This window comes from Pseudomonas sp. MH10, assembly GCF_034353045.1.
Lineage (GTDB): Bacteria > Pseudomonadota > Gammaproteobacteria > Pseudomonadales > Pseudomonadaceae > Aquipseudomonas.
Map to the genome: position 1 here is coordinate 3,179,441 of NZ_CP133783.1, position 22,533 is coordinate 3,201,973.

At 56.6% G+C, this 22,533-nt stretch carries 14 protein-coding genes; 5 read left to right on the forward strand and 9 right to left on the reverse strand.

What is annotated here, in order from left to right; translation table 11 throughout:
- The first annotated feature begins 4 nt into the window (after positions 1 to 4).
- The 3 genes from RHM59_RS14190 to RHM59_RS14200 are packed head-to-tail and all read left to right on the forward strand — an operon-like array spanning position 5 to position 2,991.
- Positions 5 to 1,195 carry an NAD(P)/FAD-dependent oxidoreductase gene (locus RHM59_RS14190; protein ID WP_322224443.1) on the forward strand — a complete coding sequence of 397 codons (1,191 nt, stop codon included), beginning with the start codon at positions 5 to 7 and terminating at the stop codon, positions 1,193 to 1,195.
- The gene (locus tag RHM59_RS14195; protein ID WP_322224445.1) at positions 1,192 to 2,004 is read left to right on the forward strand and encodes an aldo/keto reductase; all 813 of its coding nucleotides are present in this window, start codon (positions 1,192 to 1,194) and stop codon (positions 2,002 to 2,004) included. The genes RHM59_RS14190 and RHM59_RS14195 overlap by 4 nt, the downstream gene beginning before the upstream one ends.
- Positions 2,005 to 2,043: 39 nt before the next feature.
- Positions 2,044 to 2,991 carry a metal ABC transporter ATPase gene (locus tag RHM59_RS14200; protein ID WP_322167340.1) on the forward strand — a complete coding sequence of 316 codons (948 nt, stop codon included), beginning with the start codon at positions 2,044 to 2,046 and terminating at the stop codon, positions 2,989 to 2,991.
- A 500-nt stretch (positions 2,992 to 3,491) separates the two neighbouring features.
- On the opposite strand, the gene hldE is transcribed toward RHM59_RS14200, so the two are convergent.
- Both hldE and msbA read right to left on the reverse strand, forming a co-directional pair.
- Positions 3,492 to 4,913 (reverse strand): bifunctional D-glycero-beta-D-manno-heptose-7-phosphate kinase/D-glycero-beta-D-manno-heptose 1-phosphate adenylyltransferase HldE, encoded by a 1,422-nt coding sequence (gene hldE, locus RHM59_RS14205; RefSeq protein WP_322224447.1) that lies wholly within the window; start codon positions 4,911 to 4,913, stop codon positions 3,492 to 3,494.
- A gap of 219 nt (positions 4,914 to 5,132) precedes the next feature.
- Positions 5,133 to 6,929 (reverse strand): lipid A export permease/ATP-binding protein MsbA, encoded by a 1,797-nt coding sequence (gene msbA / locus RHM59_RS14210; protein ID WP_322167338.1) that lies wholly within the window; start codon positions 6,927 to 6,929, stop codon positions 5,133 to 5,135.
- Between the two features lie 106 nt (positions 6,930 to 7,035).
- Here msbA and RHM59_RS14215 point away from each other — a divergent pair, with 106 nt between their 5' ends.
- Entirely contained in the window at positions 7,036 to 7,686 is a 651-nt protein-coding gene (locus tag RHM59_RS14215) for a toluene tolerance protein (protein WP_322167337.1), read from the forward strand.
- 3 nt (positions 7,687 to 7,689) lie between these two features.
- Here the strand turns inward: RHM59_RS14215 and RHM59_RS14220 are convergent, their stop codons facing one another.
- From RHM59_RS14220 to RHM59_RS14250, 7 genes are all read right to left on the reverse strand, one after another.
- Positions 7,690 to 8,916 carry an O-antigen ligase family protein gene (locus tag RHM59_RS14220; RefSeq protein ID WP_322167336.1) on the reverse strand — a complete coding sequence of 409 codons (1,227 nt, stop codon included), beginning with the start codon at positions 8,914 to 8,916 and terminating at the stop codon, positions 7,690 to 7,692.
- A complete protein-coding gene (locus RHM59_RS14225; protein ID WP_322167335.1) occupies positions 8,913 to 9,797 on the reverse strand; it encodes a glycosyltransferase family A protein in 885 nt (294 codons plus the stop codon). Before RHM59_RS14225 ends, RHM59_RS14220 begins: the two co-directional genes overlap by 4 nt.
- A 296-nt stretch (positions 9,798 to 10,093) precedes the next feature.
- On the reverse strand, positions 10,094 to 11,050 hold the full coding sequence (locus tag RHM59_RS14230) for a glycosyltransferase (RefSeq protein WP_322167334.1): 957 nt from the start codon (positions 11,048 to 11,050) through the stop codon (positions 10,094 to 10,096).
- Positions 11,051 to 11,080: 30 nt separating this feature from the next.
- Positions 11,081 to 12,487 carry a PIG-L deacetylase family protein gene (locus RHM59_RS14235; RefSeq protein WP_322170681.1) on the reverse strand — a complete coding sequence of 469 codons (1,407 nt, stop codon included), beginning with the start codon at positions 12,485 to 12,487 and terminating at the stop codon, positions 11,081 to 11,083.
- An 8-nt stretch (positions 12,488 to 12,495) separates the two neighbouring features.
- On the reverse strand, positions 12,496 to 13,392 hold the full coding sequence (locus tag RHM59_RS14240) for an antimicrobial resistance protein Mig-14 (protein WP_322224449.1): 897 nt from the start codon (positions 13,390 to 13,392) through the stop codon (positions 12,496 to 12,498).
- Positions 13,392 to 14,522, reverse strand: a complete 1,131-nt coding sequence (locus RHM59_RS14245; protein ID WP_322224451.1) for a glycosyltransferase — start codon at positions 14,520 to 14,522, stop codon at positions 13,392 to 13,394. The genes RHM59_RS14240 and RHM59_RS14245 overlap by 1 nt, the downstream gene beginning before the upstream one ends.
- A complete protein-coding gene (locus RHM59_RS14250; RefSeq protein WP_322167330.1) occupies positions 14,506 to 16,263 on the reverse strand; it encodes a carbamoyltransferase in 1,758 nt (585 codons plus the stop codon). The genes RHM59_RS14245 and RHM59_RS14250 overlap by 17 nt, the downstream gene beginning before the upstream one ends.
- A 223-nt stretch (positions 16,264 to 16,486) precedes the next feature.
- Between RHM59_RS14250 and RHM59_RS14255 the strand changes: the two genes are divergently transcribed.
- Complete coding sequence (locus RHM59_RS14255) at positions 16,487 to 22,531, forward strand: membrane-targeted effector domain-containing toxin (protein ID WP_322224453.1); 6,045 nt, start codon at positions 16,487 to 16,489, stop codon at positions 22,529 to 22,531.
- The last annotated feature ends 2 nt before the right edge of the window (positions 22,532 to 22,533 follow it).

The following is a 22,533-nucleotide window of genomic DNA, read 5'->3' on the forward strand; positions in this document are numbered from 1 at the left end:
GCTCATGCCATCTGTGCCCACTCCCTCCATCCTGACCACTGACGTACTGATTGTCGGCGCCGGCGTTGCCGGTCTTTGGCTCAATGCGCGTTTGCGCCGTCAGGGGTTCTCGACTGTTTTGGTGGAAAACGCCAGCCTCGGCGGCGGGCAAAGCACAAAATCCCAAGGGATTATCCACGGCGGTGCCAAATACGCGCTGCATGGCGCCCTGAGTGGCGCATCGGAAGCCATCGCTGACATGCCTCGCCGCTGGCGTGAAGCCTTGTCGGGAAAAGGCGAGCTTGATCTGTCCAGCGTGCGCCTGCTGTCCGATGCCCATTACTTGTGGTCGCCGGGCACCATCGCGGGCAACCTCACCAGCTTCTTCGCCAGCAAAGCCGTGCGGGGTCGCGTTGATCAAGTCACCGGCACTGACTTGCCGCCCGCGCTGCAAAATCCCGCATTTAAAGGCAAGGTCTATCGGCTGGCTGAGCTTGTGATCGACGTGCCCAGCTTGATTGAGCGCCTCGCCGAGTTGTCGGGCGAGAGTTTGCTGGCAGGCGAAAAAATCGAACCGCTGTATGCCGGGCAAGAGTTGACCGGTCTGCGGGTCGATGGCCGTGAGATTCATGCTCAGCGAGTGGTCTTGAGCGCAGGCGCAGGTAATGCCGAGTTGCTCAAGTCGATGGGCGTTACCTTCCCAATCATGCAACGTCGCCCGCTGCACATGGTAATGGTCAAAGGTCCGACGCTGAAACCGCTTTACGCCCACTGCCTCGGCGCCGGACCAAAACCTCGGGTCACGGTCACCACTCATCCAGCAGCTGACGGCCAGTGGGTCTGGTACCTCGGCGGCGACTTGTCGGAAGCTGACGGTGTAGCCCGCGATCCTGCGGCACAAATTGCGGCAGCGAAAAAAGAACTTGGTAATTTGCTGCCGTGGGTCGATTTGAGCCAGGCACAGTGGGCGACCTTGCGTATTGATCGCGCAGAGCCCGCGCAGTCAGGCCTGGTCCGACCAGACAACGCGTACTTGTCTGTGCAGAAAAGCCTGCTGGTGGGTTGGCCCACCAAACTTGCGCTGGCCCCGGATTTTGCCGATAGAGTACTGGCGGCATTGGCACGGGACGGGGTTCATCCAACACCGCAGCCGCCTCTGGTCGGCCTGCCAAAACCGCCGATGGCGATACCAGAGTGGGATCGGCTGCTGCCATGAAGAAGACCTTGCACGAATTGCATCGCCCACTGGGCAGCACGGGGTTGAGCGTTTCTCCGCTGGGTCTGGGTACCGTCAAGTTGGGCCGCGATCAAGGGGTGAAATACCCCAACGGCTTCAAAATTCCGGACGACCGTGAAGCAGAAATGCTGCTTAAACTGGCGCGAGACTTAGGGGTAAACCTGATTGATACGGCCCCGGCCTATGGCACCAGCGAAGAACGGCTCGGTCCGTTGTTGCGTGGGCAGCGTCATGAGTGGGTCATCGTCAGCAAAGTCGGGGAAGAATTCGAAGGTGGTCAGTCACGCCATGATTTCAGCGCCGCCCACACCCGCCTGTCAGTTGAGCGCAGCCTTAAACGCCTTGAAACCGACTTCATCGATTTAGTGCTCGTGCATTCTGACGGCAACGATCTGGCCGTACTCAATGAATCCGGGGTTTATGAAGCACTGGCCGAATTGAAACAACAGGGCAAAATCCGCGGTTATGGGTTCTCCGGCAAAACCGTTGAAGGCGGCTTACTCGCGTTGCGCGAAGGCGATTGCGCCATGGTCACCTACAATCTCAACGAGCAAACTGAAAGGCCGGTTCTGGACTACGCCGCCAGCCATGGAAAAGCCGTTCTGGTGAAGAAAGCGCTGGCCAGCGGGCATGTCTGTCTAAGCCCTGGAATTGACCCGATTCACGCCAGCTTCCAACTGCTGTTTGCGCATCCTGGTGTTGCCAGTGCTATTGTCGGAACGATTAATCCGCTGCACCTGGCCCATAACGTGGCAATTGCTGCCGCCGTGATTCTTGGCCAAACCTGAATCTGGCGACGGCTGACCCCAACGAACGAAGGAGCCGCAATGCCGCGAACGTTGATTCGGAAAAACCCCAGCAACTTTAAAACCCTGCCATTGATTGTCGATGCCACGCCTGAAGGTTTGAGTTACCAGAGCGTCGGCATGCCGTTGAATTTTTCCCAAACACTGCAACGTCGTCGCAAGATCGACGTACCCGATGCCGAACGATTTTCGGTTGAGTTGGCCAATCTCGGGGTCTCAGTGCGGCTGACCCTGAACTGGCAAAACCGTGATTACTGGGTACTGGTCCGCCAGCGTCGGCAAGACCGTGGTGATGTGGTGTTAAAACTGATCTCTGGTTATGTGCCCGCCCACGAGCTTAATCTACCGCTGCACACGGCTATTCAGGAAGTTGCCGAAGAATGCCTGATCGAAACGCCACAAGGCTGGCTAAGCGGACGCTTCGGCGACACGTGGCTGCCAGCGCCCTACGCGTCGGCGCTGCACTACCGTGAGGCCCTGCCCTTTCGGTTGAGTCCGTTGTCTGGGGCGGCAAGACCGGTGCGCTGCGGCAACATGATGTTGATGGAACGCCCGCGCGCCTACGTGCATTTGCCCACTTCATCGCTGCAGCTGATCTATGACATGCGCCTGGAAGTGCCGAAAGACGCTCGCCCGCTCAGCCTATTCCATGTCGATGAAAGCCTGGAAAACGATGAACTGGTAGCGCGCTTGAACCGCAGCAAACCGGACTTGTATTTGATGCCGCTGGAAGACGGCGTGCCCAAAGCAGAGCTGTACACCCTCAAGCGCGACAAACTGCAACCGGCGGGAACTCGTGGTCTGTACCTGGCGGAAAGCTTTGCAGCACAAGAGGGCTGGGTCGTACGGGAAGAGCGGATTCGCTGGAAGGACTGGCTACGACAGCAAGGCATGACCCCGCCGCCGAAAAAGACCGGGCTCAAACGCTTGACCGGTAAATTGATGCAGCTCGCCCGCGGGCATCTGTAATTTGCGCGCCTCTGTGTGCCCCCCCTTGTGGGACAGAATTCATTCATGCCCTGAGGTGGTCCGTCAACGCGTTGTCGCAGCAAACACGGACAACTGTAGGACCTGGCGAGGGCTGCGAAGCCGGTACGACTCGGGGGTTTCATTGACACGGTTGATAGCAAGCAGCCACAAATCCTGTGGGGAGGCCTGCCTGCGAAGAGGCCGGTAGTCGCGCCGCTAATGTCGACCTAAAACCTGGGTCGCCTGCATTAACGCTTTCGTTGCAAGCCAGCTCCCACAGAGACTTTTGGCAGACACGGAATAGTAGGCACTGAAAATCTGATCGCAGCCTTCGGCAGCTCCTACAGAAAGTTCTGTGTCGCCAGAATCGGTGGGACCGAATTCATCCGGGAAGGCGTCGTGTCAGACACGTACGAGGTCGGATTGAAAATCCACTCCCGAATAAATTCGGTCCCACAGAGCCTCAGTCAAACCACACCAGACCACTAGGAGCCTTCACATCACTGATTGCGGATTTTCTCGACGATTGCCGTGGTTGAGCTGTTGGCAACCAGCCCCAGCACTTTGACCGTACCGCCGTACGCCTGAACGATCTCGGCACCGACGACCTGATCAATGCCGTAATCGCCGCCTTTAACCAACACATCTGGCTTGACCTGGGACAGCAGATGTTCCGGTGTGCCTTCAGGGAAGCTGATCACCCAATCCACCGCGCCCAAGCCTGCCAGCACGGCCATGCGCCGATCGACACTGTTGATTGGTCGGCCCGGCCCTTTCAGGCGGCTGACAGACGCGTCATCGTTGACTGCTACGATCAACCGATCACCCTGAGCGCGTGCTTGCTCGAGATAGGTTACATGCCCGGCATGGAGGATGTCGAAGCAGCCGTTGGTGAACACAATCGACTCTTTGTGCGCGCGCGCATCATCAATCGCAAGCAGCAGTTGTTCGAGGCTGAGAACGCCACGCTCCGACCCTTCTTCACGCTGAATGGCACGACGCAGTTCCGGTGCACTGATGGCCGCTGTACCGAGCTTGCCGACCACGATCCCTGCTGCCAAATTAGCCAGCGCGACGGCGTGAGGCAGATCTTCACCTGCGGCGATGGCAGCCGCCAGGGTCGAAATGACCGTATCGCCGGCACCGGTGACATCGAATACTTCACGGGCACGGGCTGGTAGGTGCAACGCAGGCTGGTCGGGACGTAGCAGGGTCATGCCGTGCTCGCCACGGGTAACCAACAGTGCGCCCAAGTCCAACTCGCTCATCAACTGCGCGCCTTTGGCGACCAATTCAGCCTCGTCAGCGCAATGACCCACGATGGCTTCAAACTCACTGAGGTTCGGCGTGAGTACGCTGGCACCGCGATAAATAGAGAAGTCTTTGCCTTTTGGGTCAGCCAACACCGGAATGCCACGCGCCCGTGCGGCCTGAATCAGCACTTGGTGGTTTTGCAACGCACCTTTGCCGTAGTCGGACAGCACCATGACTTTGATGCCGTCGAGCATGTCTTCGACATCGGCACTCAGCGCCAGCGAGTCAGTGGCGAACGATTCTTCAAAGTCGATCCGCAGCAGTTGCTGGTGACGGCTCATGACCCGCAACTTGACGATGGTCGGCTGATGGGCGATGCGTTGGAAGCGCGCATTCACGCCTGCGCCTTTCAGGCTGTTGACCAAGCTGTCGGCAGCCTCATCTTCCCCGGTCACGCCAACCAAAGAAGCTGGCGCGCCCAAGGCGGCGATGTTCAGGGCAACGTTGGCGGCACCGCCCGGGCGGTCCTCGATTTGCTCGACTTTGACCACTGGCACGGGCGCCTCAGGTGAAATTCTTGAGGTACCGCCATGCCAATAACGGTCGAGCATGACATCGCCAACCACCAAGACAGGCGCCTGATCAAAACGCGGCATGGACAACTTCATCAAACAACCCGTTACTAGAATGAACAAGAGCGGAATCTTAGCACAGGGTTGGAGAGGGAACTCTAGGTGGCTGAACAGCCGAGGATTCAGGAGACTTAAGGTGTAAGACAATATATCTGTAGGCGCCAACGTGTTGGCGAGGCTGCACACCTGACAACCAAATCGTGAGTCCTTTAGCCAACACGTTGGCGCCTACAGACAAATAGAACCGTTTGAATGCTACGCGATACCCGCAACCACCGGTTCATCAAGCCCCAGAGCATTCAGACGAGCGTAATAGCCGTTCTGAGCCAATAGCTGCGCGTGAGTGCCACGCTCGACGATGCTGCCCTGATCCATGACCAGAATCAGATCGGCCTTCTCGATGGTCGACAAGCGGTGGGCTATGACGAGCGTGGTCCGGCCTTTCATGACCTGATCCAATGCCGCCTGGATATGACGCTCCGATTCGGTATCGAGTGCAGAGGTCGCTTCATCCAGAATCAGCAGCGGTGCATTTTTGAGCAAGGCCCGGGCGATCGCCAAGCGCTGACGCTGCCCACCGGACAGCAACACACCGTTCTCACCCACCTGAGTGTCGAAACCTTCCGGCAGTTGCTCGACAAATTCCAACGCATAAGCATCGGCTGCGGCGGCTTCAATGTCGGCGCGAGGCGCACCTGCCAGATCACCGTAAGCGATGTTATTGGCAATGCTGTCGTTGAACAGCGTGACGTGTTGAGTGACTTGGGCAATGTGCCGACGCAGATTACGCAAGCGATACTCTTCGATTTCTACACCGTCCAGAAAAATTCCGCCGCCACCATGGTGGTAGAAACGTGGAATCAGGCTTGCCAACGTCGACTTGCCGCTGCCCGAACGGCCAACCAGTGCAACCATCTGCCCCGGCGCTGCAGTGAAACTGATGTTGTTCAACACCTGCCGCTCTGTACCGGGATAGGTGAAGCTCAAGTTACGCACTTCAAGGTGGCCGGTCACGCGATCACGCTCGACAGTGCCGAGGTCCACTTCTGGCTCAACGTCCAACTGCTCGAAAATACTTTCTGCGCCGGACAAGCCCTTCTGGATAGTCGAACTGACTTCTGACAACTGGCGAATCGGCTTGGGCAACAAGCCCGCCGCTGTAATGTAAGCCACCAGATCGCCGGGGGTCGCATCGCCACGCAGCAACAACACCAGAAACATCAGCGCCGCCATGGCGGAATAGATGACCAATTGCAGCATCGGCGTATAGATCGCGCTGGTTTTGTTCATTCTCAGTTGCTTATCGGTGTTGCCTTGGCTGGCCTCCCGAAAACGCTCTTCTTCATAACTTTCGCCGCCGAAGCTGCGCACGACGCGGTAACCCTGGATGGTTTCCGAAGCAACGTGGGTAACATCGCCCATTGCAACTTGGATCTTTTTGCTTTGCCGGCGAAATTTCTTGCTGGCGCTGCCAACCATCAATCCAATCACCGGCAAAATCGCCAGCATGACCAAGGTCAGGTGCCAGTTCATCCACAGCAAATAGATGAACAGGAACACCACCGTCAAGCCTTCACGAATCACGGTTTTAATCGCGTCGGTCGCAGCGCCAGTGACCATGGTGACGTTGAAAGTAATGCGTGAAATCAGATGACCCGAGTTATGCGTATCAAAATAGCGATTGGGCAAAACTAACAGCTTATTGAACAACTCGACGCGCAAGTCATGCACCAGACCCAGCGAGACCTTGGCCAGAAAATAGTTACCCAGGTACGAGCCCAAGCCCTGCCAGGCTGCGATCAACACGATCAGCAACGGCACCGCTTGCAACAGCTGTAAGTCACGCAGGTAGGGAACATTGGGAAACAGTGCGGCTTCCGGGTTACTCAGTCCATCGACGAAGTATTTGAGGATGCCCGCCAGCATTGGCTGGGTTGATGCGAATATCACGAAACCGATGATGCTGAGGAAAAAGATGCCGATATAAGGCATGACATAGGTCAGCAGTCGGAAATAGATTTTCATACTGGAGCTTTGTTCTGGCTTGCTCATAGTCATCGGTACAGAAAAGAGAGCCGGAATACTATCACAGCCCGGAGCCATTAAACCCTAGGCCGCCGGCTGGGGTATGATGGCGGCCATTTTTGAAGGAGCCCGCATGCTCGCACTCGCTTACGCTGACTACCAAGCCTTACGCAAAGATGCGGAGGTGATCGAGGCCGATTTCTTCGGAGACAAGGTGCTGCGCCTCGAGGACGGCAACTTCATGAAATTGTTTCGGCGCAAACGGCTGATTTCGTCGGCAGCATTCTTTCCTTATGCCCAACGTTTTTCCGATAACGCAGTGGAGTTAAAGAAGCGCGGCGTGCGCTGCCCGGACATCCTGGCCACCTACCGGGTCGCCACTATTTCCCGTGATGTGGTGCATTACGAACCGTTGCCAGGCTTGACGTTACGGCAAGTCATCGCTGATCCCACAAACTTCAGCGATCCTGTTTTGCTCCAGGCATTTGGACGCTTCGTTGCAAACCTGCACAATCTGGGGATTTATTTTCGCTCGTTGCATCTGGGCAATGTCGTGATGACACCCGACAACGAACTGGGGCTGATCGACATTGCCGACATGCGCACCCTGCGCGGTCCGTTGCGCAAGAGCATGTGCTTGCGCAACTTCCAACATATGCGCCGCTATCGGAACGACCATGAGTGGCTGCTTCAAGAACAAGGCACACATTTCTTTAACAGCTACAGCGCCCACAGCACTCATGGCTGGGAGCGCAGCACCCTTATAGAAAAGCTGGCGTTGTAAGATTCAGACGCGGTCAATCAATGGCCGCTCGCTGACCGGGGTTTTACTCAGGCACAAACTGAGCAGGAACGGCACCCAAACCACCATCCACATCGCTCGCGCCCGCCCGAACAGGGTAAACACATCAAACTGCAAGGCCACCGAGGCGAAGACCCACGCCAGCAGCACGGCCATGCCCAGCGTTTGATCGCGGCAGCGCCAAGCGCGCAACCCGACCCAGCCCCAGAGAAACACCCACAGCGCGGTAAATATCACGCCGTATTGCAACGCGGTATCGAGCACAAAATTATGGCAGTGGTCGAAAATCGCACCGCCGGCCGACACCGCATAGTTAGCGCTCAGGCCGATGCCGAGCCACGGATGCTGCGGTATAAGCTCCAGCGCGTTTTTTATCAACCCCAGCCGTTCGGAATCACCCCGCTGCAACAACGAGGGTTCAAACATGAACAGGCAAACAGCAGCGATAACCAATGTCACCGCCAACATCCTGTAGAGCGGTCTTCCTCCCACCAACATAACCACGCCGGCCACCGCCACCAATGAAACAAGCGGGCCACGACTGCCGGTCATGATGACAAACGACAATGAGCACGCTTGCAATGCCGCCCACGCCAGCCTTGCCCAAAGGCGTTGAGGCCACCAAGTGCAGCTGAGCACCAGCAAAAACCCGATGGTATAACCGGCTGGATTCGGGTTATCCATGAAACTGCCAAACCCATAAATCCTCGGCAGATCGCGCATTGGAAACGCAATGATGGAAACCAGCGCATACACGCCAGCCATCGCGCCCCAAATAATCAGCATGCTTTGCAGTTGTCGATTGAATATCCGGCCCCACACGACCCAGCCCAGCACCAGCGACAGGAAAAACAGTTCGCGCTTGATCAGCGTTAAATAATTTTCATCCGTGCCGCTCCAGCTCAGGGATATAACCGACCAACTGAATAACACCAGAAACAGCCACAGCTCTCGCCGTCCCTGGACCATTTCCCGAAAATCCCCGAACCGTTTGATCAGCAGATAGATGCACGGTAAATACACAAACGCCGTCATTAACCAGGTATAAAACTTCATCGAGGGCGTCAGCAGCACCCCGGCAACGCTCCAGAACAACCCAAAGCCAAGCAACTGGCCCGCCATTCCGAAATGACTGCGCAATGCGCTCAATTGAGTTCGTATATCGTGGAAGCCATCGATGAAGTTACTGGACTGCTGAAGATTACGACTCACCGAACACCTTTATTCTTGTTGGATTTGAAGATGAAATGCCTGAAGCGTTTCCACGTCAGTCTGTTCCAACGGTATACCGGAATGCTGATGAACAGTCCGCGAGCAAAGTCTTTGTCGGCGACCACTGACTCTTTCAGCGCCTTATTGACGATGGCCAATTTAGCTGACGCATAAGCAGGGTTGTCTTTGTACGATTCGATGACCTGCAAGTCATAAATAAGCTGACTTTTGTAGGCAACCTTGGAAATGTTTGTATCGTGTCGGCGGTACAAGGTGACGAAGTCAGGCAAGATATCGACGCGATAATCCAAGCGAGCAATTTTCAAGGTCATCTGAAAATCCTGGACCTTGATCGTTGGATCGTAACCCCCAACCCTGTCGATTGCTTCCCGGCGGTACATCGCAACAGGCGCACCCACCGCATGGGCACTCGCGAGCAGTTGATCAAATGTCCAGCTTTGCACCGAGTTCTTGGTAGGCTCGCTGTGTTTGAGCTGCGTCCCTTCAGCATCTATATAAATGACTCTTGCACCGAGTAAGCCAACGCCAGGATGCTCTTGCAGATAACTGACCTGACGACGCACGCGGCCTTCGAGCATCACATCATCGGAATCGTGGGTGATGATGAATTCGCCGACAGCATGACTCAGGGCCGTATTCAGCGCAGCACTCACGCCCTCGTTTTCTTGTTGATAGAACTGAAAACCGTAGATCTGGCGCAACGCCTCGATTTTTTCGGCGCTGGCGTCGGTCGATCCGTCGTTAACGACAATCAACTCAAAGTTGTCATAGTCCTGCCGAAGGATACTCAGCAAGCACTCTTCGATGTAGCGCTCGTGGTTGAAACACGGCACCAGAATCGAGACCAAAGGCCATTTCATGTTCGAGTCCAATCCGTCCCTTCCTGCCGTTGCATCCATTGCCGTAGTGGTTTGCTACTGCTTGATGCCTGCGGATCATCCCACCTGCCAAAAAAAAACAGGTGAGCATCCTTACGCAATGTAGGTTTCATAGCCATCACTGTTTACTGCCGATTTTTTTAAAGTAGAAGTGTTGTTTTCCAACGCCTGCCCTCTCATGTCCACGTACTGAATTTTCGTTCGGGGCACATCAATCCGAGCAGCATCGTCCTCGGAGAGCATACCCGTCAAACTCAATAGCTGAGTCCAACCACCGATCAAATTCCAACGGTTCCTCGAAGACGGTCGAACCAGCTCAATTTTGCCTGGACCCGAAGTTTAGGCTCAAGCTCTTGGACAACGCGTTTACCAATTGCCGCGAAACTGAATTGTGATACCGCAAGATTTCTTCCGTTGATGGCTATTCGCGATGCCAGTTCGGGGTCGGTACGTAGCAGCGCGAGCTTTTCCTGCAACTGGGGAATGCTGCTGTAGAACACCACGTTCTGCATATCTATCAAACCCAGCGCACTATTCTCGGCGGCCCCTTGATCGAATGCCAACAATACGCAGCCACAGGCCATGGCTTCGAAATTTTTGATCATGTATTCGCCCATGCCGACATCCGCGCTTACAAAAAACTGAATCCGATTCAACGTGTCGCGATATTCCTCGCCGGATTTGGTCCGGGTCACGACTAGCGTTTCCACCCGGCCTAGCTCTTCAAGCAACGCCTTACGACCGCTATAGGCAACGCTGTTGGTGCTGCCGACGAAGGCCAGTTCGATGTCCCGCTTGCGGCCTTGGTCCTGTAACAAATTCTGGTCGTAGCCTTTGGGTACAAACACCGCGTCGACACCTTCTTCGCGCAGACGCTCGCTGACCATGAACCCTGAACTGATCACCCGCACCCACGGCAGTTTGCGATAGTGCGCGCTGAATTTGCCGGTGTATTTGCAGGGGATGTAATTTTGGTAGGCGTCGTGTTCGAGAATGACCAGATTGGGAACCGTGCGAATAAACGGTACCTGACGAATTTCTTGTTTGAAGCGAAGAAAGAAAACGATGCGGTCGTAACGTGTGACGTCCACTTCACGCCGGAAGTAGCCTCGCAGGTTCCGCTGTTGCGCCGAAGTCAGCCAGCGCAAATCACATTCGCAATGCTCCGCGACGCCCTCATACAGGCGATCCAGAATGGCACGCTGTTCCTTTTGCACCAGAAATAGAACCTTCATCGTTTTCCTCAAGGCGCAGTGCCGGTTAAATCAACTGTCCTTGCGCCAGAACAACTCGTGTCGGCGGACGGCTTTTCTGAAAAATTCGTTTTCACCTTCTGCCGGCCAACGTCGCCCCGCCAGCAGCTGTTGCAACCAACGACGGACCCGGCGCTTGAAAGGCGCTGGCGGTTGCAGGTCGTGCATCATGCCCAGCGCCATGGCCTTGTCACGTTGTGTCGAGGCCGACAGTTCAAGGCTGTAAGGGATCAAATCATCGCCTGCAAAATAGGGCGGCAAACTTACGCCGGTGTAGGCGTTGCCCATGGGCCAGCGGTCGTTGTCATGGAGGTGATTGGCATAGCCGAGAATCGTTTGCGGCTGCCATTCCAAGCCTTGCAATGCCTCAAGCACGGCGGCCTGTGCGCAGATGTGATCTGGGTGAGGGTCAATCGACGGATGCGGCATGACCAACACTTGAGGACGGGCCTTCAACAACACAGCACGCAGATCCGCCAACAGATTGTTCCAGGTCGGCGCACCGTCCGAATCGCCGGGTAACAGCATCGGATTGAACTGACGAAACAGTCGGGTATCACTCAATTCTGCTTCTCGGGATGCAATGGGCTGATCCGGCGAGGCCTGCATTGCAGTTAGTTGCAGACAGAAATACCCGAGCTGTACGCAATGGGCTTCCGGCACCCCACCCCAACGCGGCACCGCGATGCTGTCCCAAGCACGCAAACGGCCTTTGACTCGCGCCGCTTCAGCAGGCGGCATGCCCATCTGCTGATAATGTTCGGCTTCGATTTCACCGGCGGTCAGGGTCACGATCCAGGCTTCATCCGCTTGGCTGTATAAGCCGAACGCTGCCAACTCGGCGTCATCGGCGTGGGGCGCAATCACCATGACCCGCTGACGGCGGGCATCAGTGTGGCGAAATACCCACAACCTCGGTGGCCCCAACACCCGACAAAACCGTCCGCGCACACGCAGCGAGCTGTCGGCCAATGAGGCGCCCAGGCCGGTCAAATTCAGGTAACGCAAACCGTCGACGCCGCGTTCGAAGGCCTGCTGATCGCTGGCGTCGGTGCTCAGCAAATCAATGACGGGGTCCAGAAAACGTCCAAGCCACGAGCTTTTGATTCGCAGCTCAACGATCAATGTTTCATCGCCGGTCAGCGTCAGCGGGTGATCACATCGCAAAGACTCGCCCTCCAGACGGACATTCAGCTGTTCGTTGTCCTCCGGGAGGCGGTAACAATAATCATCTTTCGGGGAGTAAAACAAATGGTCGGCAAACCAGGCTTCATGGGCTACCCATCCCACAACCGCCAACAGCAGCGGTAACCACCACGCCACCAGCACACCGATCACAACCAGCAGCAGTAGGCCGATCAGCAACACCGCGCGCTTGTTGCGCCGGTGGCGCTTGAGCAACTGCTGCTTTCGGCTCAGCCCTGAGGTCATACCTGAAACACCGGCACGGGATTGCACCAACGGTCCTTGTACTCGCGATCAGCACGCCCAAACGAGAACCGCAGTGGCTTATTAACGGCGCGCGCCTGTTCCCAAGCACTTTGGGTATTAAGGAAGCTGAGGACGCTACCAGGGCTAAAGCCTCGATTTTCAGGATCAACGCCACCGTTGATGTATTCGACGCTGATCCATTCCGGCGCTTCGACTCGGTATACCAACTGGATGGCAATCGGTGCATCGTTCAGAAACAGCACCGAGCCGATCATCAGCTCACGCATCAATTCGACCACGTCTGCCATTCGTTCAGCGCCCGTGGCCGGGAACCCCCAGCGTCGCTGGAACAGGTTGCAATACATGCCGGCCAATTCAGCGCTGGTGAAATCAGTGACGGGGCGCACTACGCCGCCCGCCTCTTCCAGCAGCCGCAACTCACGCCGTTGGTTGTAGCGAAATTTTTTTGACAGCTCTTCCGGCGCACGGGACATTGCCAGCGCTTCCGGCTGAGGCTTCAGGGTACTGACGCGGCCTTCATTCAGCGCCGAGAGATAGCGTCCTCGGTGCCGTAGCGCAACCTGCGCGCCGCTGGCCACCGGCAAAATCAGCTCGGCATTGCCCAAATCGAACAAACCTTTTTTGCCTTTACGCTTGAGCACGTCTTTTGACAGCGCCAATGAGCGACCCCAGGTCGGGATCGCGGCCTGCAATTCGCCGCCCTGTTCCCAACCCAGGTAACGCACAGGGATGTCGGCCAGCGCGGCCAAGCGTTCGATCACCAGGGGATGAGTTGCGACGCTGCCACCAAAGCGTTGCCAGGCCTGGGCGTAGGTCGGGGCATCGATAGGGGTCCAGCCACGTTCACGCCAGCGTTGAAATCGGTTGAGCATTACGACTCCGCGATCAGGCTGATGACTTGCGGCAAGCGCCAGAACACATCGCGCACAGATTGATCAGAGAACCGCTCTTGCAATCGCAGCAGCATTAACTCGGCGCAGGCCGCGCGCTGTGATTCATCCAGGGTCGCCAGATGAATAAGGCCTTGGGCCAAACGCTGATCATCACCCAATGGAAACAGAATGCCGACGCCTTCAACCACTTCCTTGGCGCCACCCGCCGCCGTTGCCAGCAATGGAACACCCGCGACCATGGCTTCCAGCAGCACCATACCGAACGGTTCGTGGTCCGAACTCAGCGCAAACACATCGAACGCTTTGTAGTAGCGGCGGGCTTCAGAAATCTGGCCGAGAAACAGCACCTGTGAACCAATGCCCAATTCCAGCGCCAAGGCTTTGAGATCGTGTTCCAGCCGACCGGTGCCAAGAATTACCAACTGGCTCTCAGTGGGCAAATTCGGCAGCGCCAAGGCGAAACCGCGCAGCAGCGTTGCTTGATCTTTATCCGGGTGCAGACGACCGACATTGCCGACGATCCATGCGGACGCTGAAAGCCCTAACTCTTGACGGGCTTGGGCAGGCGGCAACTGAGTGGCCTGCAATTGCTCGACGTCGATCCGGTTGTACAGGGTTTGAATGCGACCCGTCGGCCACTTCGGCAGGCTTTTACGCATGTCATCGCGCACTGCGTCGGACACGCCCAGCAGGCTCAGGCGCCAACGAAAGAGATGCGCGAACAGTTTGCGGGTACGGCGATGGTAGTCGCCAAACGCGTGGTGCACACCGATCACCGGCAAGCGAGTCGCCAACAAGGCGATGTAAACCGGCTTGAAACGATGAGCGATGCAGAAACTGAAAGAACGCGTGGCGGCGATTTTGCGCAGATCGCGAATCGCCCCCAGCTTCAGGCCACGGATGGCCTTGGAACTGTATTCAAGGAACAACACTTCATCAGAGGCGCACGCAGCGGCCACCTCCGGATCAGCGGCGCCGGTCAGGAATACCGTAGTGACCCGATACCCTTTACCGGCAAACAAGCTGGCGTATTGCCGGGCGCAGTCGAGAAACGGCCCGTCATAGCCGTGACAAAACTGCAGCACATGGCGATCAGCCGAACGTGTCATAAGCGTCTACGCCGTCTTTGAGGACCAAAATGTCTTCCATGATCAGGTATTCCAGATCGGAGCCGAAGAACATGTTCAGCGCGTCGGTCGGCGAACAAATCATCGCCTCACCACGTCGGTTGAGCGACGTATTAAGCGACACGCCGTTGCCGGTCAGTTCTTCCAGCGCTTTCATCATGTCGTAGTAGCGCGGATTGAACCGGCGCTCCAGCACCTGAGCGCGGGAAGTGCCATCCTCATGGACCACTTCCGGCACCCGGGTTTTCCACTCTTCAGCCACTTCGAAGGTGAAGGTCATGAACGGCGCGGGGTGATCAATCTTGATCATCTGCGGGCCGACCGTATCCAGCATAGACGGGCAGAAAGGCCTCCAGCGCTCGCGGAACTTGATTTGTTCGTTGATCCGGTTAGCCACGCCAGGAATGCTCGGGCAACCAATGATTGAACGACCGCCCAGTGCGCGCGGACCAAACTCCATCCGCCCCTGGAACCACGCCACAGGATTGCCTTCGACCATGATTTTGGCAATGCGCTGCGGGGTATTGTCGATCTGGCGCCAGACCGGTTTGCTCGGGTGACGAGCGCACGCGGCGATCACGTCTTCGTTGCTGTATTCCGGGCCGAGGTAGACGTGTTCCATCTTCTCGACCGGTACGCCACGGGAGTGGGACACATACGCGGCAGCACCCACTGCGGTGCCGGCATCGCCGGACGCCGGTTGCACGAACAACTCTTTGACCTCCGGGCGAGCGATGATTTTTTGGTTAAGTTTGACGTTTAACGCACAGCCGCCAGCGAACGCTAGCTTGCCGGTTTCCTTGAGGATGTCGCCCAGATAAAAGTCCATCATCTGCAATGACAGCTTCTCGAACAGCGCTTGTATGCTGGCCGCGTAATGGATGTACGGCTCGTCAGCAACGTCGCCTTGACGACGCGGGCCCAGCCATTCGATCAATTTCGGCGAGAAGTAAAAACCCTTGCCTTTCTCTTTATAGCGACGCAAACCGACGACGTTGGCGTAGTCGGTGTTAATCACCAGTTCGCCATTTTCAAAAGTCGCCAGACGCGAGAAGTCATATTTGCTGGCATCGCCATACGGCGCCATGCCCATCACTTTGAATTCGCCGTCGAGCATTTCGAAGCCGAGGAATTCAGTGATCGCGCCATACAAGCCGCCGAGGGAGTCCGGATCGAAGAACTCTTTGATCTTGTGAATTTTGCCGTTTTCGCCATAACCGAAGAACGTGGTGGCGTATTCACCCTTGCCGTCGATGCCCATGATCGCGGTTTTTTCTTTGAAACCGGAGCAATGGTAAGCGCTGGAGGCGTGAGCCAAATGGTGTTCAACCGGTTCGATCTTGATCTTTTTCGGATCAAAGCCCAGCTGTTCCAGGCAGAAGACGATCTTGTTGCGGTAGCGTTTGTAGCGACGGTTGCCCATCAACAGCGCATCAAGGGCGCGATCCGGTGCATACCAGTAACGCTTGGCGTAATGCCAACGAGCCTTGCCAAACAGGCTGACTGGCGCGAATGGAATCGCCACCACGTCAACATCAGAAGGCTTGATACCCGCTTGTTCCAGACAGAACTTTGCCGATTCGTACGGCATGCGGTTCTTTGCATGTTTATCGCGAACGAAGCGTTCTTCTTCAGCGGCCGCTACCAGCTTGCCGTCGATATACAGGGCTGCGGAAGGATCATGGCTAAGGGCGCCGGACAGGCCAAGAATCGTCAATGCCACAGGGGTCTAGCCTCTTTAGTCTGTATGCAGGCGGCGTGCGCCTGAAAAAATGTGCCCTCGCAACAGGCGCGAGGAACAGCTAAAGCGCGGGATTATAGCGTAATGAGGCTACCTGTGGTCGGGTTGCCGCCGCCACACTTCAATAACTATCTAACACTCCGCCTGCTGGATTTTTTGGTTCGATTGACGTGAAACACCCCACGCCTCCACTAAAGAGTCCTGCATGCAGACATTATTGAATAACACCTCAGTTTTACTCAGCCGCCTGAGGACGCTAAGCGCCACGCTGACCAACGAACTCGCGCACTTGCCAGAGCCTGAGGGCCTGACACTGCAAGAAATACATAACCGAATCGATTTTTTCTGGAGCGCACCCAGCGCCCAAAACACACCACGGCGTGAGCTGTTCATTGCCGGCTTTGGGCAAGCCTTGCGCGATGAAGTCGCGCTGAAAATTGCCGACGGTTCCTTGCACTCTATCTACAACGAATGCCTGCCACTGTCGGCCACAGACAGTGGCGCTCACCTCGCACCTGAACTCTATAGCCTGCAACTGAAGCTCAATGATCAAAACACCGTTGAGTTGGCCGGTGCGCTGGTAATCATCGCTCACCAAGGACCGACGTTACTGGTGCTGCCGGGTTATGGCGTGGAGGGGTTTAGCTCCCGGGCGTTGCTGCTTGAGTCCCTTACCCATTGGGTCAACAACTCGGCCCTGCGCAGCCTGTTGCTAAACAATGTCGAACAACGGTTCCAGGCCCTGCTCCTCGAGATCGAAACCGACCCTGGCCTGTTTCTTGAACTCTTCGATACGCTGGATTGGCAGTTGACGCCCATTGCCGAAATGCCGTTCGAACACGTTTTTGACAGGCAACTGGACAAACAACGCGCGGATATCAGCCATGCGTTCGAAGGCGGAGCACATCTGCTCAATCAGTCCATCCGCATGACCGGACTTTTTGGCCCAGCGGCGATGCTTGCACTGCGTGACATCAGCAGCAACGCAAGCAAGCAACGCAAAGCCCTGCCGGACTGGTTCACGCTCGCGAGCCGGGAAGAACTCTTGCACTACGGCGAAAGCCTGAAACAGTACGAGCAAGCACGTGCTGCATTATCGAGCCTGCTCGGCGGCGCTTCGTCACCAGAGCAGTTTGCCACCGAGCGCCTGCGCGCTCGAATCGAAAACGATCTGGGCCATGATCTGAACCCGCAACACCTGATGATTTCCACATGGCGCACGTTACCGCTGAGCAACGAGCCCTATAAAGTCACCCGCTCCCTGACTCAACTGGCACTCTACGGACTGCATCCCGGCGACATGGACGCTGGTTCGGCTTTCCTGACGTGGAGCACCGTCACTCTTCAGGGGCAGCCGCTTGGCTCGGCCTACCCAGGACTGACCAACGGCTATATTGGCGGACTGATCCAGACGCTGGACTTACGCAGCGCTTTCGCCCCAGTGCAACGAGAAGCCTACGGATCGCCAAACGTCCAGCGGGTCATGCGCGACGTGACCCGCCAGCAGGTGACGGCCATGGCCTACGCGGCGAAGCTGCAAGGTCATATCCTGCCACGGGACTTCAACTTGATCGAAGCCTTCAATCAAGCCGCCGGTGAAGCAACGGGCGGGACGATAGGCGTGCAGCAGGTGAAGCTGAACAACCACGACGTATTGAGCAACCTGCTGCTGTTCCGCCAAGAAGACGCGCAAGGCCAGCTCGAACGCCTGGTGATGTTCATGGCCGAAAACCCGCGAGGCCGTCAATTCCAAGGGTTCGACAACGAAAATCAGCTGCGTCAGGAATTGACGAGTTGGAGCGCGTTCCCGGACCTGAGCGAATACCTGCTCAAGCAGGTGCCCGCTACCCAACGTATCGCCCTCGAAAAGCAGTTGTCCGAACTGAAACAAAAGCCCCAGCCACCGGCCGACTTCATCACCTTCACCCAAGCCCAGGCTTATGACGAAGGGCTACGCGCACTGGTGAACAAGCGCATTGGGGTGATGCTCGCCGAACAGGAACAACACACTCCACATTGGTACCTGAACGCCAGCGCAAGCCAACGTCAGGAGTTGGTTGCACTCGAGGACGCCATCAATGCCGCCCACGTGCACTACGAGGCCAAAGCCCATGCGCAGATTCAGACGTTTGATGACTACGTGCATCGGCGAGCCACACAGAAAATCAATGAACTGCTCGGGACCGCTGAGGGCCAGGTCGACTCTGACGAAATCATGATCATTTCGAGCCGCGAAACCCTGAATTACACTCAGATGTTGCGCAACGGCTACGACGACAGCGTCAACCCGATCACCACCAACGCTTTGACCGACGCTCGATTCAAGGGCCCCGACGGTATCGACCTGACGCCGCTAACGGCCGAGAAAGTGGCGCGTTCGGTACACGGTGCGTGGCTCAGCGATCAGTACGTGGCTCGCATCAAGAGCACTCTGCTCAATGCGCACGGCACGGGCTATACGTACCGTCGCCGTACCAGCCTGCTCATCACCCAATTACAGATGAACGCTGCCGCCTTGCGTAGCCATCTAAAAAACGAAATCAACGCACACCAATATCAGTGGCTCAAGGCATCCATTGAGCAGATGCACGTCAGCGAACCCGATACTCGTCGTCGCCATCCCCTTTACCCGTTGCAGTTCAAATTGAATAACCCGCTGATCGCAACTGACGTGCCTGAACTCGGCAACCTGCTGGATTTCCTGCCACTGCCCGGCGCCCGAACCGAAACCGCGCTGGGCTGCCATGTGCTGACCCCGGACCACACCGGCAACGCCCGAGACGCGTTGCTCTATACCCCGAACGCGCCCGACGGACTGGATTTCCGCCTGCTCGGCAGTTTTGTTGACACGCTCAAACACCACGGTATGAGTGACTACTACAAGGATCGCTGCCGCATCAGCGCCAACCGCAAGTTGGCGTTCTTTCTGGCGGACATGAAAGCAGGCGGGAACAGTCAGCCCCCGATACTGCCCGACTCGCCACTGACTGACCTCTACGATCAGCACTTCAACCAGATCATCCAACGCAAAGTCCACGACGTCGAAGACACCATCAGCGGACGCAACGACCTGCTCAGAAAACTGATCTGGACCAGCGTCGAACTGATCGCCACCGCCGTCACCCTGCCCTTTCCCCCTGCCAGTTTCGCGGTCGGTGCTTTATTGGCGATGCGTGACAGCTTGCACGCGCTCGAAGCTTTCAGCGACGGCGACAAGGAAGCCGCCAGTGGCTACCTTCTCAGCTCGCTGTTCAATGGCCTCGGCGCCGCGGGCGACCTGCATTCGGGGCTCAAGGGGTTTGGCCATGTCCTGCGCAATGTGGCCGGCAATGGCGGAAAAAAACAGGTGCTCAACGCCGCTAAACACCTTCAACGAATGTCACCGCCCGTTGAACAGCTTCGCCCAATGCAGGTTCACGGTGAGCAGTTTTGGGCAGGAAGTCCAACCCCGAACGCTCACGCGCCGCTGTTCAGGGTGAATGTTCGCCACCCCGATGAGCTGATCCCCACCGGTCAATTTGCGGAAAAAAATAGCGCTGGGGTCTGGCAGCCGTTGCGTCGAGAAACAGATTCGGCCATTCCCCAGGGCACGCTCAATCAAGCCTATGCCGTAAGCGTGTCATTGCGAGAGACAACGTCTATCGCCAGCGGGCATGCCAAAGGCGTCACTCTGGTTCAGGGCCAACACTACATCGAGCTGCAGGGCCTGACGTTCAGGGTCCAATTCGACGCACGAATGCGTTGCTGGCATATCGTCGATGGCAGTAATCCCTTCGCCTTTTTTGGCAAGCAACCGGTTTACCTCGACAGCAATGGCCAATGGCAGGTGGTCGACCTGAACCTGCGTGGCGGCGGCCGTCCGAACTTTCATCCGTTGGAGGAAGAAGCTGCCAACCCACCTTCAGCAGCCAGCGAATTGAACAGCTATGAACTGCCCCCAAATATGCGGCCTTACACGCACGGCATCATCGACCCCTCGGCAGCACAGCTGGGCCTTAGCGGCCTTGGAATCGAGCAATGGATGGAGCAGATTTACGCGGACCTGCGTAAAGCGTACTCAGGATTCAGGGAGGCTCTTTACCGGGACGCAAGCGCCTTTTTTGAACAGGTCAGACTTCCAGTCCGACCCGACCTTCCGCTGTTTGACGTGGCGGCGCGGCCAGAGACGTTGCTCAACGGGATCTTCGGAAAAACCAATGGTTTGGTGATCAGCGAAGCGCCCCGTTCGGTAGTCAGTAAGCAATGGCTGATCGACAACATGCCGCTGCTCGTCGAGCAAAAAGTCGAAGTGTTGTACATCGAGCACCTGTTCACCGACCTCCACCCGAGGAAGTTGGCCAAGTACAAAAAACTGGGCAGCAAGACGAAATCGGGATCCCATGAGATCAAATACCACCTTAAACAGCTCGACGGTGGCGCCCTGGATAATCAGAGTAAGGAATACGACTACTACCACCTCATAAAGGCCGCGCATAAACACGGTATTGAGGTCAAACCGTTCAACTCGGCGGTCAGCTACCCGTCCAATAACAACCCTGTAGCCATTGCCGCAGATGACCCTGCAGCCGCCCAAAAAATGAGCAATTTTTTTGGCAGCAACGTAATTGCCGCAGACACGACGGCACTGCCGCAACGGCGCTGGATCGCGTTGCTCGACCAAAAAATGGCGAACACTTGGCGGCAGGTCCCGGGGATCGCTGAACTCAATGGTGCGATCAGTGTGCGATTCGAAGGCCTCCCCGCTGGCAGCGCGTCGCGAGTGAGTCGCGATGCAGCGGGATCGATTGCCGGCGATCCGTTTGCCAAGGCCGACTTCACGCTACAAATGGCTGATTTCCGGATTGCAACCCTCACGGTAACCCCCCCTACAGCCCCAACTAAACACTTGGACGATGCGTTGTATCGACTGTTCGAGGGCAACGCCCATTCAGCTGCGGACAGCGTTACTTTCGCGGGCAGCCATGGTTTTCAGCTAGATGAAACTGGCCTTTGGCAGCGAGTCGATCCGGATGCCTGGCCGGCGGAACATTCACTCACGGCCATCCAGCAATCCCTCCTCGACGCCAATTACGATCTGCCCATCGACCTGCGACCGACGATGCATGAACTGGCGAACTTCCGTGACGGCGGGCTGCATGACGACTATGCCTTCAACGACGAACACCTGACCCCAGTCCGCGACGCGTTTTTCGACCTGCGCAGGCAACTGCAACAAGATGCGCAACAGGTCATTGCCGTTGCTCTACCGCCGCGTCCAACGCTACCCAACGTTGAACCAGGGACAACGATTCCAGACTTCATCGACACGCTGTACGGACACACCTCGGGCGCAGTTGTGGGCGAAGCGCATGGCTCCATCGCCAGCAAACAATTCATTATCGACAACCTGCCGCACCTCTCGCGCAAGCAGGTAAAAACCTTGTACATGGAACACCTGCAGACGGACCTGCATCAAGCCGATCTCGACCGCTTCGCCGAGACCGGGCAGATGAGCAAGACCCTGTTGCATGATTTGAAGAAACTCGACCGGGATTACGCCACGGACCCCAACAAGGTCTACACCTTCGAAAACCTGGTGATTCGGGCACGGGAACAAGGACTGGAAGTCAGGGCCATTGATTGCTCAGCCAGTTATCACCTGGAAGGCCTCAAAAACAAGGCGCCCACCACGCGCCAGCAAATGATGAACTTCTTTGCCTCGCGTACGATTCGCAAGCACCAAGAAGTCATGGGGTCACACAACTGGATTGCCTTGGTGGGCAACACCCACGCCAATACTTTCCAGAAAATTGTTCCCGGCGTTGCGGAGCTTGAAGGGGCTATAGGAATTCGAGTCATTGATGTCGGCCCAAGCTCGGTGCGGGGACCATTCAGGGATCCGGGCGAACATCTGGTGGAAAACCATGCCCGCGAAAGCGTCTATTTGCAGAGCGATTACCGCCTTGAAATGCAAACGCTGGATTACGTCACCGAATCAGCAGTCGTCGATAGAACACCCCTGGTCTTGTCGACCGAGACAGAGCTGACCGAGCCTGGAATGTTCCTGATCGATGAGTCCATACCGGACCATTCGGTGATCGTGCATCGATCAAAAGACACCGGCCTTGAGCGCATTGTTATTAGCCGGGATGAGCAAGGCCTGTTGTACGTCGAACACCCGGCATGGGAATCGATCCATCGACAGCCATACGATGATCTGTGGGATCTGGTTCAAGCACTTGAGGACCTGAATTTGATCCGCGTCGGCTGATT

Bases quoted from the DNA above. Each gene is read 5' to 3' on its own strand.
- RHM59_RS14190 (WP_322224443.1), top strand. From the start codon at position 5: ATGCCATCTGTGCCCACTCCCTCCATCCTGACCACTGACGTACTGATT.
- RHM59_RS14195 (WP_322224445.1), top strand. From the start codon at position 1,192: ATGAAGAAGACCTTGCACGAATTGCATCGCCCACTGGGCAGCACGGGG.
- RHM59_RS14200 (WP_322167340.1), top strand. From the start codon at position 2,044: ATGCCGCGAACGTTGATTCGGAAAAACCCCAGCAACTTTAAAACCCTG.
- hldE (WP_322224447.1), bottom strand. From the start codon at position 4,913: ATGAAGTTGTCCATGCCGCGTTTTGATCAGGCGCCTGTCTTGGTGGTT.
- msbA (WP_322167338.1), bottom strand. From the start codon at position 6,929: ATGAGCAAGCCAGAACAAAGCTCCAGTATGAAAATCTATTTCCGACTG.
- RHM59_RS14215 (WP_322167337.1), top strand. From the start codon at position 7,036: ATGCTCGCACTCGCTTACGCTGACTACCAAGCCTTACGCAAAGATGCG.
- RHM59_RS14225 (WP_322167335.1), bottom strand. From the start codon at position 9,797: ATGAAATGGCCTTTGGTCTCGATTCTGGTGCCGTGTTTCAACCACGAG.
- RHM59_RS14230 (WP_322167334.1), bottom strand. From the start codon at position 11,050: ATGAAGGTTCTATTTCTGGTGCAAAAGGAACAGCGTGCCATTCTGGAT.
- RHM59_RS14240 (WP_322224449.1), bottom strand. From the start codon at position 13,392: ATGCTCAACCGATTTCAACGCTGGCGTGAACGTGGCTGGACCCCTATC.
- RHM59_RS14245 (WP_322224451.1), bottom strand. From the start codon at position 14,522: ATGACACGTTCGGCTGATCGCCATGTGCTGCAGTTTTGTCACGGCTAT.
- RHM59_RS14255 (WP_322224453.1), top strand. From the start codon at position 16,487: ATGCAGACATTATTGAATAACACCTCAGTTTTACTCAGCCGCCTGAGG.